General features: G+C 39.7%; 16 protein-coding genes and 2 pseudogenes. 2 read left to right on the top strand and 16 right to left on the bottom strand.

The features are described 5' to 3' along the window. Positions 1-333: 333 nt before the first annotated feature. From DIZ30_RS08435 to DIZ30_RS08400, 8 genes and pseudogenes are all read right to left on the bottom strand, one after another. Positions 334-1,143: a triose-phosphate isomerase family protein gene (locus DIZ30_RS08435; RefSeq protein WP_002362847.1), complete on the bottom strand. Its 810-nt coding sequence runs from the start codon at positions 1,141-1,143 to the stop codon at positions 334-336. A gap of 73 nt (positions 1,144-1,216) precedes the next feature. Then, positions 1,217-1,864 (bottom strand): fructose-6-phosphate aldolase, encoded by a 648-nt coding sequence (fsa, locus tag DIZ30_RS08430; protein WP_002380569.1) that lies wholly within the window; start codon positions 1,862-1,864, stop codon positions 1,217-1,219. Positions 1,865-1,934: 70 nt separating this feature from the next. After that, positions 1,935-2,600 (bottom strand): bifunctional 4-hydroxy-2-oxoglutarate aldolase/2-dehydro-3-deoxy-phosphogluconate aldolase, encoded by a 666-nt coding sequence (locus tag DIZ30_RS08425; RefSeq protein ID WP_002388302.1) that lies wholly within the window; start codon positions 2,598-2,600, stop codon positions 1,935-1,937. Then, positions 2,600-3,700, bottom strand: a complete 1,101-nt coding sequence (locus DIZ30_RS08420; protein WP_002362844.1) for a PTS fructose transporter subunit IIC — start codon at positions 3,698-3,700, stop codon at positions 2,600-2,602. The genes DIZ30_RS08425 and DIZ30_RS08420 overlap by 1 nt, the downstream gene beginning before the upstream one ends. Positions 3,701-3,717: 17 nt before the next feature. Continuing rightward, entirely contained in the window at positions 3,718-4,029 is a 312-nt protein-coding gene (locus DIZ30_RS08415; protein WP_002362843.1) for a PTS fructose transporter subunit IIB, read from the bottom strand. 1 nt (position 4,030) lies between these two features. Then, entirely contained in the window at positions 4,031-4,483 is a 453-nt protein-coding gene (locus DIZ30_RS08410) for a PTS sugar transporter subunit IIA (protein WP_002362842.1), read from the bottom strand. After that, a complete protein-coding gene (locus tag DIZ30_RS08405) occupies positions 4,476-6,434 on the bottom strand; it encodes a BglG family transcription antiterminator (RefSeq protein ID WP_002362841.1) in 1,959 nt (652 codons plus the stop codon). Before DIZ30_RS08405 ends, DIZ30_RS08410 begins: the two co-directional genes overlap by 8 nt. A gap of 279 nt (positions 6,435-6,713) precedes the next feature. Next, positions 6,714-6,902 (bottom strand): annotated as a pseudogene (locus tag DIZ30_RS08400) (family 1 glycosylhydrolase); the annotation flags it as partial. Positions 6,903-7,005: 103 nt separating this feature from the next. Between DIZ30_RS08400 and DIZ30_RS08395 the strand changes: the two are divergent. Both DIZ30_RS08395 and DIZ30_RS08390 read left to right on the top strand, forming a co-directional pair. Beyond that, positions 7,006-7,734: pseudogene (locus tag DIZ30_RS08395) on the top strand (transposase); the annotation flags it as partial. Positions 7,735-7,736: 2 nt separating this feature from the next. Beyond that, on the top strand, positions 7,737-8,069 hold the full coding sequence (locus DIZ30_RS08390; RefSeq protein WP_002362835.1) for a DeoR/GlpR transcriptional regulator: 333 nt from the start codon (positions 7,737-7,739) through the stop codon (positions 8,067-8,069). Between the two features lie 68 nt (positions 8,070-8,137). Here the strand turns inward: DIZ30_RS08390 and DIZ30_RS08385 are convergent, their stop codons facing one another. Genes DIZ30_RS08385 through DIZ30_RS08350 form a run of 8 tightly spaced genes read right to left on the bottom strand, consistent with a single transcriptional unit; the run spans position 8,138 to position 15,239 of the window. After that, complete coding sequence (locus DIZ30_RS08385; RefSeq protein WP_002362834.1) at positions 8,138-8,674, bottom strand: histidine phosphatase family protein; 537 nt, start codon at positions 8,672-8,674, stop codon at positions 8,138-8,140. After that, on the bottom strand, positions 8,671-9,162 hold the full coding sequence (locus tag DIZ30_RS08380) for a hypothetical protein (RefSeq protein ID WP_002362833.1): 492 nt from the start codon (positions 9,160-9,162) through the stop codon (positions 8,671-8,673). Before DIZ30_RS08380 ends, DIZ30_RS08385 begins: the two co-directional genes overlap by 4 nt. 23 nt (positions 9,163-9,185) lie before the next feature. Further along, entirely contained in the window at positions 9,186-10,331 is a 1,146-nt protein-coding gene (gene dgoD, locus DIZ30_RS08375; protein WP_002362832.1) for a galactonate dehydratase, read from the bottom strand. Positions 10,332-10,345: 14 nt separating this feature from the next. Further along, positions 10,346-11,713, bottom strand: coding sequence for a PTS galactitol transporter subunit IIC (locus DIZ30_RS08370; RefSeq protein WP_002388305.1), 1,368 nt, complete (start codon positions 11,711-11,713; stop codon positions 10,346-10,348). A gap of 24 nt (positions 11,714-11,737) precedes the next feature. Next, positions 11,738-12,016: a PTS sugar transporter subunit IIB gene (locus DIZ30_RS08365; RefSeq protein WP_002362830.1), complete on the bottom strand. Its 279-nt coding sequence runs from the start codon at positions 12,014-12,016 to the stop codon at positions 11,738-11,740. A 47-nt stretch (positions 12,017-12,063) separates the two neighbouring features. Further along, positions 12,064-12,522, bottom strand: a complete 459-nt coding sequence (locus DIZ30_RS08360) for a PTS sugar transporter subunit IIA (protein ID WP_005469866.1) — start codon at positions 12,520-12,522, stop codon at positions 12,064-12,066. 46 nt (positions 12,523-12,568) lie between these two features. Further along, entirely contained in the window at positions 12,569-13,186 is a 618-nt protein-coding gene (locus DIZ30_RS08355) for a bifunctional 4-hydroxy-2-oxoglutarate aldolase/2-dehydro-3-deoxy-phosphogluconate aldolase (protein WP_002362827.1), read from the bottom strand. A gap of 10 nt (positions 13,187-13,196) precedes the next feature. Continuing rightward, a complete protein-coding gene (locus DIZ30_RS08350; RefSeq protein ID WP_002362826.1) occupies positions 13,197-15,239 on the bottom strand; it encodes a BglG family transcription antiterminator in 2,043 nt (680 codons plus the stop codon). Positions 15,240-15,521 lie beyond the last annotated feature (282 nt).

Below are 15,521 nucleotides of genomic sequence, written 5' to 3'. Positions count from 1 at the left end.
CTGTACTGAAATCAAGGTATTATTGGGAATCCCAGCTTAAATCATAGATACCGTAAGGGATTTTATTCTTTATTTAAAACTTTGCAACAGAACCTCTTTCGCTAACAGTTCCTACTGCCAAGCCTGTAGTGGACTTTCACCACCAAGTTTTCACCCATGCAGGGCGCACGCAAAAATAGCTCAATCATCAGATACAGATGATTGAGCTTCAAAATAATACTATACGTTTATAAATTGAGTTATTTTCAATAATATAACTCAATCCCTCGTGTTACATTTTGAAATTTTGAACAGTTCTATGATTTTCATAAATTAGTTTAAAACTCAAAATATTTAACATCTAATCTGCTCTACCACTTCAATCGTTTGCTGCAATCTTTCTGGGTCACTTCCAAAACGTCCCAACAAGACACCGTCTAAATCTGCTAAATCCAGCATAGTCTTGGTATTCTCTGGACTAACAGTTCCACCATAAACTACTCGAATATTATCCGCGTCCTTCCCAAATAGTTCAGTTAATGAATTCCTAATAATGGCAACCGCTCGACTGATATGAGGCGCACTGGCAGCTTTGGTTTTCCCAACGGCCCAAGCAGGTGTATACGCTATCACGATTTTCTTCAATTTATCGCGATCAATTTGATATAAAGCATTGAAAATTCGTAAAAATAATTCTTCTTTTAGTTCTTGTACATAATTCGGATTCTTGATTTCATCAATGACGTTATTCGCATCTTTTTCTTCAATCTCGCCAATACAAACAATCGGGGAAATGTCATATGCTAAAGCAAGCTTCACTTTTTTATTAATCGTCTCATCTGTCTCATTGTATAATTTTCTACGTTCCCAATGACCAAGTTCGACAAATTTCCCATGCATATCCACTAAGGATTGAATCGAAAATTCACCACTGAGTTCACCTTGATCGATCTCGGCCATATTTTGAGCACCGAAAGCAAATTGACTGCCTGTAAGAACTTTTGAAACTTGATGGATGGTACCCATTGATGGCAAAAGTACAACCTCAACTTTATGGTTTTCAGATTGATGGTTGAGAACATCAACAGCATACTCTTCTGCTTCAGAAATCAAGTTTTGCCTCATAGACCAATTCATAATTACGATGGGTTTTCTTTGTTCCATTTTGATCATCTCCATTGTTACTTCTATTTATTCTTACCTTAAAAATGACTATATAACTCACAGAAATCTGTAATTACCTATTGGAGAATGCCACCCAGTCTTTTTCAAACTGCTCGATACCCTTATCAGTTAACGGATGACTCCATAATTTCGGGAATAGATTACCAGGAATTGTCGCGATATCTGCACCTAGTTCAGCCACTTTCTCCACATGTTCAAGTCCTCGAACACTCGCGGAAATAATTTCTGCTTTGTATCCATAGTTATCTAGTACTTTTCTCAAGTTTTTAATTAAAGCCATACTGTCAGTTCCAATATCATCTAAACGACCTAAAAATGGGCTGATATAAGTAGCGCCAGCTTTTGCGGCCATCAAACCTTGAGCTACGGTAAAGACTAACGTTACATTGGTTTTGATTCCTTTTTTAGATAGAGTGTTTACTGCTTTCAATCCTTGTTCTGTCATCGGGATCTTGACGACAACATTACGTGCCCACTTTGCAAGCACTTCTGCTTCGGCGATCATTTCTTCAGCTTGCGATCCTGTTACTTCCGCACTTACAGGCCCATCGACGAGAGAACAAATTTCTTTGATGACCTCTTCAAAATCTCGTCCTTCTTTAGCAATAATTGTTGGATTCGTCGTTACTCCATCAACTAAACCCAACTCATTGATTCGTTTGATTTCATCTACATTTGCCGTATCTAAGAAAAATTTCATTATTAACCTCTTTCCGCGATTTTCTTTCAGCGTTCATTTTTTAAAGACACTATCCCCTTTGTCAATAGGGCTAGTTTGAGACATTATTTTCTCTTACAATGCTCATCATTTCCAAGGCATGTTTGGTAATCGTCGCAAAATCACCTGTATCAATCAAACGTTTATCCGTTAAATAGCCGCTAATCCCAGCACCGCTGAAACCTAGATCAAGATAGTCTTGCAAGTTATCAGGTGTGACTCCTGCTGTTGCGACTAGTTTAATATGATTGATTGGCCCAAGAATGTCCTTGATATATCCTATCCCCAAAGCTCTAACAGGGAACACCTTGACAAAATCTGCACCCGCTTCATTCGCTGAGATTATCTCGCTTGGTGTTAGCGCCCCAGGCATCGAGACCATATCTAATTCTTTTGTTCGTTTGATAACACTTGAATTCGTATTAGGCGAGATAATATATTCTGCTCCTGCTTGGTGAGCGGCTTCAACTTGTTCAATGGACAGAACAGTACCCGCTCCAATTTTAACTTCATTTCCAAACTCCTTAACCAGCGAGGCGATGGCCTTTGGAGTCTTAGTCAAACATTCAGGATCTCCTTGATCAAAAGTAACTTCTACAAGCTTTACTCCACCATCGTTTAGCGCGGACACCAAGTTAATAAGCTTTTCCCCATAAGTTCCTCGACAAATTGCAATTACTTTATTCTTTTCGATGAAATCGTTCATTTCTAGTTTCATTAGGCTTTCTCCTTTGTTAAATCCGCCACTTGACTCTTATTTTTCTTTTTTGCTGGTGTTTCTTCTAAAGCCGGCTTTAAAAAGCCAAGTATCAACGCTGTCACTAATGATCCAATTATAATTGCAGCAATAAACCATAGTTTATTGTCAACAACCGGTAATACAACAAATCCACCATGAGGAACATAGCATTTCACATTCCCAATCGCTCCAATTACACATCCTACCGCTGTCCCAATCATTGTTGAAGGCAAGATTCGTTTCATATCACTAACTACGAAGGGAATGGCTCCTTCAGTAATTCCAATACATCCCATGATTCCAGCAGCAACCGCCGCATCCCGATCACCTTCAGTAAATTTCTTTTTAAAGAATAATGTCGCTAAAAAGATCCCAATAGGTGGAATAGCCACGGCGATTCTAAACATACCGTTCGGTTCATAAATACCTTCATTCATAAGTGCAAGTGTAAACATCGAAACTGATTTGGTGATTGGTCCTCCCATGTCGACTTCTCCGAACAATCCAATAAATACTGCCAATAAAATGGCACTGCTACCGTTTAGACTGCTCATGATACTAGTTAATCCGTTCATCAAAAATGCCAATGGTGTGGCAACAACATAGATGTAAATCAAACCTAGAATAAAAACCGAAATGGTTGGTATGATCAGAATCGGTAAAATGGTTTTAATCGTTTTGCTAACTTTCCATTTTTTCATCCATTTGACCAAATATCCTGCAGCAACACCTAGAAGCATCGCCCCTAAAAATCCTGACTTTACTTCCACATCATTTACAGTAACAGGATTATTAGCAAGGAACCCTAGAATCATCCCTGGCGCCAAACCAGGCTTACCCGCAATTGAATATGCGATATAGCCGCCCAAAATAGGAATCATCATTGCAAAAGCTGCTTTACCTAAAAGGTTAATGTTCTGCATTAATTCGTTAGTAACAACAACTCCTGTATCGCTTTTTTCTCCAGTAGCAAGTGAGATGGCCAACATGATACCACCAGCAACTACTGCAGGCATCATGAAAGAAACCCCACTTAAAAATGATTTTTGAACTTCCTTTAAAGTAGCTTTGATATTCATTTTATCCTCCTTTATTTTTACCCATTTACTAACTTCTCAGCAGCATCCAATACTTTCGCAGGATACGAAATAGCATCATTGACATCAGCATTTAAAACTAATTTATCTTCAAAACGTTCTTCATTCTCAATAAAGACAGATACCGCCAAAATGACTACATCTGCTTCTTCAGCTTCTTCCTCAGTAACCTCATTCTCGATCCCGATGCTGCCTTGAGTTTCAATTTTGATTTCATGTCCTCTCTTTTTTCCTTCTTTTTCCAATGCTTCTTGAGCCATGTATGTGTGGGCTACTCCTGTAGGACATGCCGATACTCCAACGATTTTCATATTAAATTCCTCCTATTTTCTTTTCTACTTGATATAGTGAATCTAAAATTGACTCTTTGCTCCCAGTTAATAAATCATTTCTAAAACCTTCATCTAAAAGCTTTTTGCTGATTTCAGCGAGTACTTTCAAATGAAAAGTCGTTTTATTCTCTTCTGGTATTCCTAGCATAAACACCAATTCAACTGTATTACCATTTGTATCCCATTGAATTGGTTGGTTCGTTCTAAGAAAACAGATAAAAGGATTGATTACTTCTTTTGATTTCCCATGAGGGATACTTACGTCATAGCCGATCGCTGTAGAAAATTCTTCTTCTCTTTTGTTTACAGCTTTAATATAATTTGCGCTATTTTTTAAATAGCCGAACTCTTTTGCCTTTTCTGATAAATAATGAATGATGGATTTCTTATTTGTTAACGCCGAATCCAAAACGATTAAACCTTCATCAATCAATTGTTTGACCTCCTAATACTTTCACTATTTCTTCTTCATCTTTGCTAAAGATAAAACGATCGATATTTTTCTTCGTCTCAACGATCCGATAGATTTCTGATAATATTCCTTTAATATGCTTTAAATCCTTTTCTGCAACACAGATCATTAAAACAGTGTTGATCATTCGAAAATTCCAACGTATTGGTTTTACTAATGTCATAATTACTAATTTGCTTTCCTTAACTGTTGATGGTGAAGGATGTGGAATCGCCGCCCCAATTGGAAGATCTGTCACCCCTAGCTTCTCTCTATCCCAAATTGCCTGTTCGAACGAATCCGTAACGAAATCATTTTGCAAAAGCTTTTGAGTGATCCTTTTGATGCATTGTTCTTTAGTAGCAACTGTTTCGTTCAAAAAAATCAAATCTGAATCGATTATTTTTCCTAAGTGCTCAAACGGTTGATCGTTTACTTCTTCCTCATAAAATAAATCTAGATAAGTCGCGGAAACTTTTTTTAGATCTTGTTTACTCATTAGCGGGGAAACATACGTTACAGGAACATCAATTTTTTCTAATTGTACTGAAGAGATCACCAAATCAATTTTATTCAAATCTCTTTTATAGAGTGTTCGTAATGAGACAACTTCAACTATATCCTGTGGAGAGAATACCCTTTTTAAACGATTGGCAATCAGCTCTGATGTTCCGATTCCAGTAGGACAAACAATTAATATCTTACGATTTGCCGACAACCGATCGATGGCCCCTTGAAAATGGATCATCATGAACGCGACCTCATCATCGGTTAAGCGAATATCTAATTCCTTTTCAATCCCGGCCAATATTAGCCAAGTTGTACTGTATAACACAGAATACTCTCGCTTTATTTCCTCCAAAAGCGGATTACTGACAGGAACGTTCAATTTAGAACGATATATCATGGACACCAAGTGATAAAGAATGTTCATGTAGAGTTTTTCATCTCTGGTTAAGTCAACCTGAATTGAATCACTCATCTTCTGAATCATCTTTCTTACCACAGCATCGTATTCCTTCTGAATTGCTAAATCTCTCAAACGTGGTTCGAAGCCATGAGCCACTAATTGTCGATTGAAGTATTCAAAATCGTTTGAATCTAGCTTGATACTGTTATCCAGTTCAAGATTCTCTACTAATTCATTTGCTAAAAAGAAAGTTTTAAGCGACTCCACATTTTCAAATAAAAAATTATCTTGATATTCAATATGAAAACCTTCCTGCAAACGAAGAACAAATATACTGATTGACAATACTAATGATTGAAAATGATCATCAGACAATTTATCGATATTAAAGTGATCATTTGTTTGCAGAAGTCCAGAAACTTTTTTGATGATGTCCTTAGGTAAAAAACTGAATAATAAGCTGGGAAATTGAACTCTATAGCTATTGGTTAAGTCTGATTTATCAATGATAAAGTAAGCATATTGTTTAATTGCCTTTTGTATCTCAGACTCATTTCCGTTTACCTTTGTTCCATTATTATCAGAACGAATCGTGACCGAACTTCCTTCAATAACAGTCTGTATTTGATCTAAGTCATTTGAGATCGAGGTTCTGCTGACGAGAAACTCATCAGATAATAGTTGGTAAGACACCTTTTTGTTTCTCAATAATAAATATTCCGCCATTTTGATTTGCCGCTCGAGTGGAAGCTGATTGAAGTCTATTTGAGTTGAAGCTTCACCAAAAATTTTTAATATTTCATCATTTGACAAATCAGACTTACTTAGAAAAATACCTTTACCTTGCCGTTTCAAGATTTCAATTTTCCTTTTTTTTAATGCCTTATTCAGTTCATCAATGTCTTTATACAATGTACGATCGGAGATAGATAAAATCTTGGAGAAATGATTTACCGGTAAAAAATCTTTTTGCTCCAAAAGCAATCTCAATAATTTATGTTGACGCTTGCTTATTTCATGCATGATTTTTCTCCTTTCTAGGGAGCGCTTCCCTGTATCTGTAATTTATCATTTTATTCTACATTTGGATATCACATCTCGTTTCAAGATGGTTCCTGAAGTTTTCTAAACATATTGAAAATATAGGATCATAAAACCAATTTCATACAGTAAGCAATTTTTTTATCAAATAAGAAATTCTTTTAATGTCTGTCTCTTCAAATCCTCTATACAAAGAGAAACAGATTGCCCTTATCTGTTTGACAAAATAAGAGCAATCCGTTTCTACTAAATGTTTAAGAATTAATACGATAAATCTTCCCCATTAGTTGCAATAACCTTTTTATACCAGTCAAATGATGCTTTCTTGATTCTCTTCTTCGTTCCCTTACCTTCATTATCCATATCTGTATATACGAACCCGTAGCGTTTTGTCATTTCCCCGGTTGCTAAAGAGACCAGATCAATTGGCGCTCATGGTGTATACCCCATTACAGGAATCTTGTCTAAATTAATTGCATTGCTTATTTGTGTGATGTGGTCGGGGGTGCGGACATAATCCTGGACTAAAAATGAACTTAGGAGGAATATCCGTATGTTTTCCCACGAAGAACGTGTAAAAGCAATTCAGTTATTTTTAAAATATGATTGCTCCTACGCCGCTACCATTCGGAAATTAGGTTATCCGTCCGTTGGAGCACTACGTCAATGGTATAAAGAATATTTGGTATCTGGAGAGCTCCATCAGGAACTCCGGAAGAAGTCAAAGTATTCTGAAGAACAAAAAAGAGTCGCTGTGAATCATTATTTTGAATATGGTCAATGTTATGCACGAACCATTCGAATGCTTGGTTACCCAAATAAAGGCTCCTTACGACAATGGTGTGAAGAACTCGCACCAGGTGCTAGAAAACTTCGAAAAAGTGCGGTAAAGTTAACCAAAGATCAAAAAGAAGACGTGTTGAAAAAGTTCTATAAACCTCAAACCAACAGAAAAGGCTTAGCTGAAGCTGAAGGAATCAGTAGGGTTGCTCTATATCAATGGAAGGCCACTTATCTTGGAAAGGATTTCCCTCTGCCCATGACTTCAAAAAATCAAGGAAAACAAAAAGAATTACTTTTAAAGGAAGTAGAAGAGTTACAAGAACAAGTACACCAATTGCAGCTTGAGAAAGCATTACTCGAAGGAGCAGCTGAACTACTAAAAAAAGGAAAAGGCATCAATCTACTTCGTCTATCAAATCAAGAAAAGACTCTATTGATTGATGCCTTACGAAATCAATTCAACTTGAAAGATCTTCTTCAACAGCTCCAGTTGTCTAAGATTTGATACTAACACCAAACTCTCTAACAGAACAATTTGTCTATGATTTTTCTTTCTTTTCTTGTCGTGGAATCGACCTAGACGGGGTTTATGAAGCTAGCTTGGGACAAGCTAAAATCAAACAACAAATAATGAGACGGTCAAAACATTCTATTTTACTAGTTGATGAACACAAATTTGACTCGCCTCACTTTTACAAAATTGCTGATTTCGCTGATTCTCACTCAGTAATAACAAATACTTTACCGACAGAAGATTATCAAAAGAGAATCGATGATGGAATCACTGATTTTATTTGGTTGAACCCGAAACTTAGGAGCCAACCAAATGAATAGTAATTGAGCCTCATAAAAAAAGGCGATCCACCTCAGATGGATTGCCTTTTTAATATAAATATCATTAATTAATATCGTTTCCTTTCGTACCTCAACAGCTGAGTATTGTCCACATTGAATTTCAAGAAGTCAATCATCGTCTTCCCATGAAAATAATTGTCAATCACCCGAATCAAGGCATTGTGACACACCAACAAAACATCTTCGTCACTTTGTTCCAACTCTGCCAGCAAAGGATACACCCGACCGGCAACATCCATGATGGATTCGCCGTCTGGTAATGGTAGCGAGAATTCCACACGAACCTTTTGGAATTCCGGTGTTTCAATTGGTAAGCCATCATACTGTCCAAAATCCATCTCAATTAGGCGCGGTTCCACCTCAATGGGTACCGACACTTTTTCATTAATGATTCGGGCCGTTTCCTGGGCCCGCCTCAATGGTGAGACATAGATTTTAGTGATTGGCTGCTCCAAGTCGCTGACCAATTGAGCCAATTCCTCTGCTTGAGCATAACCGACTTCCGTCAGCTCAATATCCGCATGACCGCAAATTTTGCCGTCCACATTATATTGGGTCTGACCATGACGTGCTACGTAAATCATCGGGCACTCCCCTTTGCAAGCGGACGTTTCTCATCCGCCATTTCACCCAGAACCAGCTCTGAATCAGTGGCCAATTGTTGTAAAGCCGCCACCATCTCAGCTTGCGATTTGCCAAAGACCAGGGAGAAAGAATTATTCTTACTCTTGTAGAAGGAAACAAAAGAGTTGCCACCAGCTAATTCTTCAATTTGAATTTGGGGGTAGCGGGCAAACTCGCCGTTCAAGACACCTAGTTTAACGACTCCTTCTTGTGACAAGCCTTCTTTTAAGAAACCATTGATCAGGATAATAGCGGCAAAAGCCCCCAGTTTGATTTGATCCGCCAGATTACTTGGCCAAAAGATTACAAGTATCGCTACCGTCAATGCGATACTCAAACCCATACGAATCCAGCTGGTTTGAGCCGCCACGATAATTTTCTTTTGATCTTTTACTTGTAAGACGACCAACAATCCTAAAAAGCCTGCAATCACTAGTGCTTCTGCCATTTTCTATCATCCTTTACTTATTTTTACCACTCGGCGATGGTGCCGTCGTAGTTTTTCCATTGTGGGTTGGTCCAAACCAAACCTTCTTGAGAAATTTCCTTAATGCGGTCTTCATCCATTTCCAAACCAAGGCCTGGTTTAGAAGGTAGGTCAACATAGCCGTCTTTGTATTGGAAAACTTCTTTGTTTTTGACAAAATCCAACAAATCAAAGCCTTTATTGTAGTGGATACCCAAGCTTTGTTCTTGGATAAAGACATTTGGTGTACATGAGTCCACTTGCAAGGTAGCTGCTAATGCAACTGGTCCGTATGGTGCATGTGGTGCCACGGCCATATCATGAGCTTCAGCCATAGCCGCAATTTTGCGGGTTTCTAAAATTCCGCCGCAAAGGGCTACGTCTGGTTGGATAATATCGATGGCGCCTTGTTTGAAGATATTTTTAAACTGCCAGCGAGTGTACAAACGTTCGCCGGTTGCTAAAGGGACAGCAACTGCATCGGCAACTTCTTTGTAATGCTCTTCATTTTCCGGCAAGACAACTTCTTCCAAAAACATTGGGTGGAATGGCTCCAGGGCCTTCGCTAGAACTTTAGCCATTGGTTTATGCACCCGACCGTGGAAATCCACACCGATATCCATCGCGTCACCAAAACGTTCCCGAATGGATGCCACCCGTTCGACAACTTCATCCACTTTTTTGTAAGAGTCGATATAGTGCAATTCTTCGGTAGCATTCATTTTAACGGCAGTAAAGCCACGATCAAAACGGTCTTGCGCTTGTTCAGCGACTTCACTTGGCCGGTCGCCACCAATCCACGAATAAACTTTAATGTTATCCCGGGCGGCTCCGCCTAATAATTCATAGACAGGGACGTTAAAGGCTTTTCCTTTGATATCCCACAGCGCCATTTCCAATCCGGAAACAATCGTCCCATTGATGGGGCCACCACGGAAGAAGGAGCGATGCATTTCTTGGAATAAGCGTTCAATTTCAAATGGATTACGCCCAATCAAACGATTACCGATCTCATAAGCACCCGCAACAACTGTTTCAGTCTTGGTTCCGGAGATCATTTCCCCCCAGCCGTCAATGCCTTCATCGGTGGAAATCTTCACGAAGATCCATCTTGGTTTTACTTTGTATACTGTAATATCTGAAATTTTCAATTTAAACCCTCCAATTATTGTGCTTCTACTGGTTCATTCATTTCTCGGTTCACTTTTTTCACACCGTCAAAGTAGTACCATACACCTGCCAATACCAACAATAAGACCGGAATCCCGATGATTGGTTTGTAGGCAAAGGCGATGAATACCAAATAACTTTGGATCATGGAAGTTGCCGCAAATGATGAGATCAACATTGATGAAGTACCCAAGTCGATACCCACTGATTTAGCAATTGCTGTCAACATTGGGGATGTTGCAGAACCACACCATAGCAATGAAGCAGTAATGACTAAACCGATCACGATGTTTTTCAACAAATTCCCGCGAGTCAAGGCAACCACCATCGCTACCCGGAAAGGCACAACGGCCAAATCGGCAAATGGTAAAACGCGGTTTCCTGGCAAGACTAAGGCCATGGCGATTGTTAAAGGAATAATGATCAATGCTGTTGTAATAACATCTGGATTCCCAACGACAACCGCTGCATCCAATCCGATAAATAAACGTGTTCCTTTGAATTTTTCTTGGGACCATTTTTGAGCTGCATCAGAAATTGGCATCAGACCTTCCATGAACAATGAGGTCATTTTAGGAATCAAAACCAAAACGGCGGACATGCTGACACCTAATTGCAAGACGGCCTTGATATCGTAACCGGCCAAAGCACCAATCACCATCCCAATAACCAGCCCCATGATCATTGAGTCACCGAAGAACCCAAGATATTTTTGTGCATCCTTGATCGTGAATTTCGATTTGCGGAATAATGGAATACGATCCAGTAACCAGTTCAACGGCCAAGCAATCACTAAGGAAGACAAGGCGGACACAGTTGGCAAGGAAACGCCCGGAATTCCAAAGAAGCTTTCCACCATCGGTTGTGACCAGTCGGAGATTTTAAAGGTAACGATTGCCATCACAACAGAGGCACCAACACCTAAAAACACATTTTTGGTAACAAAGTAGACCATCACCCCAACGATGGCCATGTGATGGTAATTCCAAATATCCACGTCCAACGTATGGGTACGTTTCAAAACCAATAAAACGATATTAACCAGTAAGATGGCGAAAATCAGGATTGGAATGATGGGTGATGCCCACGTAACTGCGGCGATTGAACCCCAACCGACATCCAACGCATCCAGCTTAACACCGGTCCGTTCAACCATAGCCTTCGCAGCCGGGCCGACGTTAGTGGTCATAAAGTCCAAAATCAATTTGATTCCGGCAAAACCAATACCCAACGTCAAACCTGATTTAAATGCACGGGTAATCTTTAAACCAAAGATCAACCCGATGATGGTAATGATGACTGGCAACATAACTGTCGGTCCAGCATCGATAAAGAAGTTAAAGACATTCATAATGATTTTCATTTTTTCAGCTCCTTTAATCCGCTATTATTTCAATAAGTTCAAGATTTCTTCCATCGTTTTGTCAGCACCGATTCCTGTCAGGATAGGCATGCCTTTTACCACTGGCACATTGCCGGTTTGACCATCGAATTGACCGGTTGTCACCAACAAATCATACCCTTCGACTTTGCCGGGCACTTCCATTAGTTTGGTTTGGGTAGTTGCCACTTCAACTCCGTGTTCTTGCAAGTATTCTTTAACCTTTGTTGCTACCACTGTTGATGTTGCAATACCGTTTCCACATGCGACTAAAATTCTTTTCATGATAATTTCCTCCGATTGCGAGCTTTCCACTCGTGATTTTTTATTTTTTAAAAAACGGCTTTCTTTAATAAAGCCAATAATTCTGTATCATTGCGGGCGTCAATCATTTCCTGACGCAATGGTTCATCTTGGATGATGCCGACTATTTTTTGCAACATTTCCACTTGCCCATGGGGCTCACCAATTGCCATCATAATCACGATCTGAATTGGTAATTGAGCTTTATTGTCTTCCATATTATGGAAAAGTACCGGCTCTTTTAGCGTGGCAATCGCCAAAGTCGTTTTATTGACCATTTCATAATTTGCGTGGGGAATAGCAATTCCCGGGGGCGTTGATGGCAATCCCGTTGGGTATTCTTTTTCCCGATCTTGGATTGCTTGGATGTACTCCTCTTTGACATACCCTTTTTGATAAAGTTCACCTGCCAGATAGGCCAAAACTTCACTATCTGTTGAAGCTTCGACGTTTCGGAAGACAAGTTCCTCATTCAGATAAAGTTCCATACTTTCCACTCCTTGTTCATATTTCACCTGTATATCGCCCATAATATTAAATCGCTGCCAGCAATTCTTTCATTGATTGGGCAAGATTCTTAACATTCAATTCTTCGATATCCTGCTTATTGAACATCCCGGAACCCAGGCCTAAATAACTGGCGCCGTTTTCAAAAAATTCTTTGGCGTTTTCTTTACTGATGCCACCGACACCCATCAAGGGCAATTTGCCAAGAGGCGCTTGGATATCTTTGAAAAATCTCGGTGTAACTACTGCTGCTGGAAAAACTTTGACGATGTCCGCCCCTTGGGCAAACATTTGATTGACCTCTGACGGTGTCATCGCAGCCGGTACTGCCAATACACCTTTTTCATTGGCGTAGGCCAACATTTCCTCAGTAAACATGTGCGGGCCTAATAAGAATTTGGCACCAGCTTCGTAACAAGCTTTTGCCTGTTCTAAGGTTCTAACGGTGCCGGCTCCGATGTAGGTCGTATCCCCGTAGCGTTTATTCAACTCACGGATATGATCGATGGCTCCTTCAGTATTCATGGTCATTTCCACTGCAAATTGATGATCAAATTCCTGCATTGCTTGTAAAATCGCATCTGCTTGATCAAACGTGTAGCCCCGCATAATTACGGTAAATCTTGGATAATCAGCTAATTTCATTTTTTCCTCCTTAAGAACTTTGTCTTAATAATTGATAGATGGTTTTTTCATCTGCTGAAGCCACCAACTGATCAATCAAAGAATCATCTTTGGCGATATCGGCGATCTGATTGATAGCTCGTAAATGCTTGGTTAAATCAAAGAAGGATAATGGCAAAATCAAACTGATGGCCTCCCCATTCGGAAAAATCACCGGTTTTTGACAAACCATAATGCTGACACCGTCATTAATGACCCCTTTATCAACAGTGGTATGCGGGATGCAGGTTCGCATCCCCAGATAACCGGCGTAACCGGGTTGTTTGATTTGATTCACGCAATCATTAATAAAGCGTGAATCGATGATCTGATGATCCAATAATGGTTGACATGCCAGACTGACTGCCTCTTCCCAAGTCATCTCCTGATCGATTACTTGCACATAATTTGGACGCAGGTAGTGAGTCAAAGAAGGTAAGACTTGGAAATTATCCAATGGAGTACTTTCATCTTGTTTCACCAAGAAGTATTGCAACTCTTCCCGCAGAGACGCTTGATCGTTGACCGTCGCATATTTTTTGACGATTTTCAACAATTCATCCAGCGCGCGATCCACCTTAGTGATGCCCAAGTCACTTAAGACTCGGTAGCGCAAACTGATTTGTTCCTGATAAGTCATGATGGGATCAATAATGAACTGCATCATGGCGCTGTTTAAAGGTGTTGTAGTAAAAACCAAGTCGTAATCGACTTCAAACTTGTAAAAGTCTCGCACCGATAAGGAAGCCAAAAAATGAATTTCGGGAAAAAGTTTTTCCATATTGGCCCGTACTAACTTGGAAACCATAACGCCGTTGGTACAAACCACCACTGCTCGTGGCCGCTGTTTGTTCAGCTTGTTATGACTGCTTAACTGGTAGCCGAAATAATAAGACAACAAATCCAATTCGTCGTTCGGAAAGGCTTTGTTCAGCCAATTCTCGATGGGAATAATCAATTCTTTCATCAAGTCGATCAAGATTGCATGGTTGCTGTCTTTGATCAGGCTATCGACAGAATAGACCCCCAAACTCAAGTTAAAGCGGATCCGGAAACAGGCCGGTCGTAAATGACTTAATATCCGACGTTCAAAGTCTTCGCGATCATCGATCATAATCAAGGTTTGGTTTTGAAAATTTTCCACCATTTGACTGATCAATTTACGTAAATCTTGATCTGAATCGTAGTTCTGGGTGGTCTTACTTTCAAAAATATTGGAAGTCAAAAATAAGAGCGTGAACCATTCCAGGTAACTCTTGGATAAGTTCCAAGCCGTCTCGCCGACTAAAATCGTCAACATCCGGTATTCCGGTGTATTACTGACCTCACCGGGAAAGAAATCCGGTTTAGTGGATACTTTGATGCCCCGGCTGACTAAAAAACGGGCCGCCGTTTGCAGGTAATCCACCGACTCATCGGAATAACTAAGGTGTAACATTTGTTCCATATTGTGAACCAGATGGACAATTTCTTCTTCCGTCACGCCATGAACCAACTTGCCTCGGATGGTTTCCCGACGGAAAATCGGGCACTGCTTCACCAAATCAGATAACAGTTGCAAGATTCGGTGTTCCGATCCAGCCAATTGATACCCGTTAATCCGGTCGTATTGAATTGTCAAACTGTAGTTTCTTAGTAGGGCGTCGGTTCGTTTGATATCATCCATGATGGTAGTTTTGCTGACTTCTACTATATCCAACAAATGATCCAGACTAACATATTCGATATTGGTAATCAAAGTCATCACTATCAGCGCCCCACGTTCTCCCTCCGTCAATGCCAACGTTGCTTGTTCGTCCACCGTTTCCTGATCCAACTGGGACATCATTTGGATCACTTCAATCGGTACTGTAATATCACCGGAGTGACTACGCTGGATCGTTGGGATATTTTTCATCTCCAAGTCTTCATTGAATTGGTTGATGGCATAGTTGATTTGACGACGTGTCAAATCGAGTTCACTTGTCAAAGCGGAAAGTTTCATTTCAGGGTTTTTAATAATCATTTTGAGTATTTCACGAATTCGTTTGTTCATTTGACTATCCTCCTGACAAAATCATTATATATTCACGCAAGCGCTTTTTGACGACGCTTTCATCACGATATTTGTCACACTCACTTTTTTAGTTTGTCACACCGGTGTGACACAGATAGCATAATCGGCGTTATATCAAGTGTACCATGGCGTGACAATTATTTGTTACACCAGAAAATTAGCGCAAAGGTTCTGTTGCAAAGTTTTAAATCTACTATCAGATAAGGTAGAATAATAGAAAAAGATAGCAGGAGGAATGACGATGAGTCATTTTAAAGGAAA

Origin of the sequence: Enterococcus sp. H57 (assembly GCF_003112495.1) — a bacterium.
GTDB classification, from domain to species: domain Bacteria; phylum Bacillota; class Bacilli; order Lactobacillales; family Enterococcaceae; genus Enterococcus_B; species Enterococcus_B faecium.
Note: the sequence above shows the minus strand (reverse complement) of the source record. Positions and strands in the feature narration are given on the sequence as shown.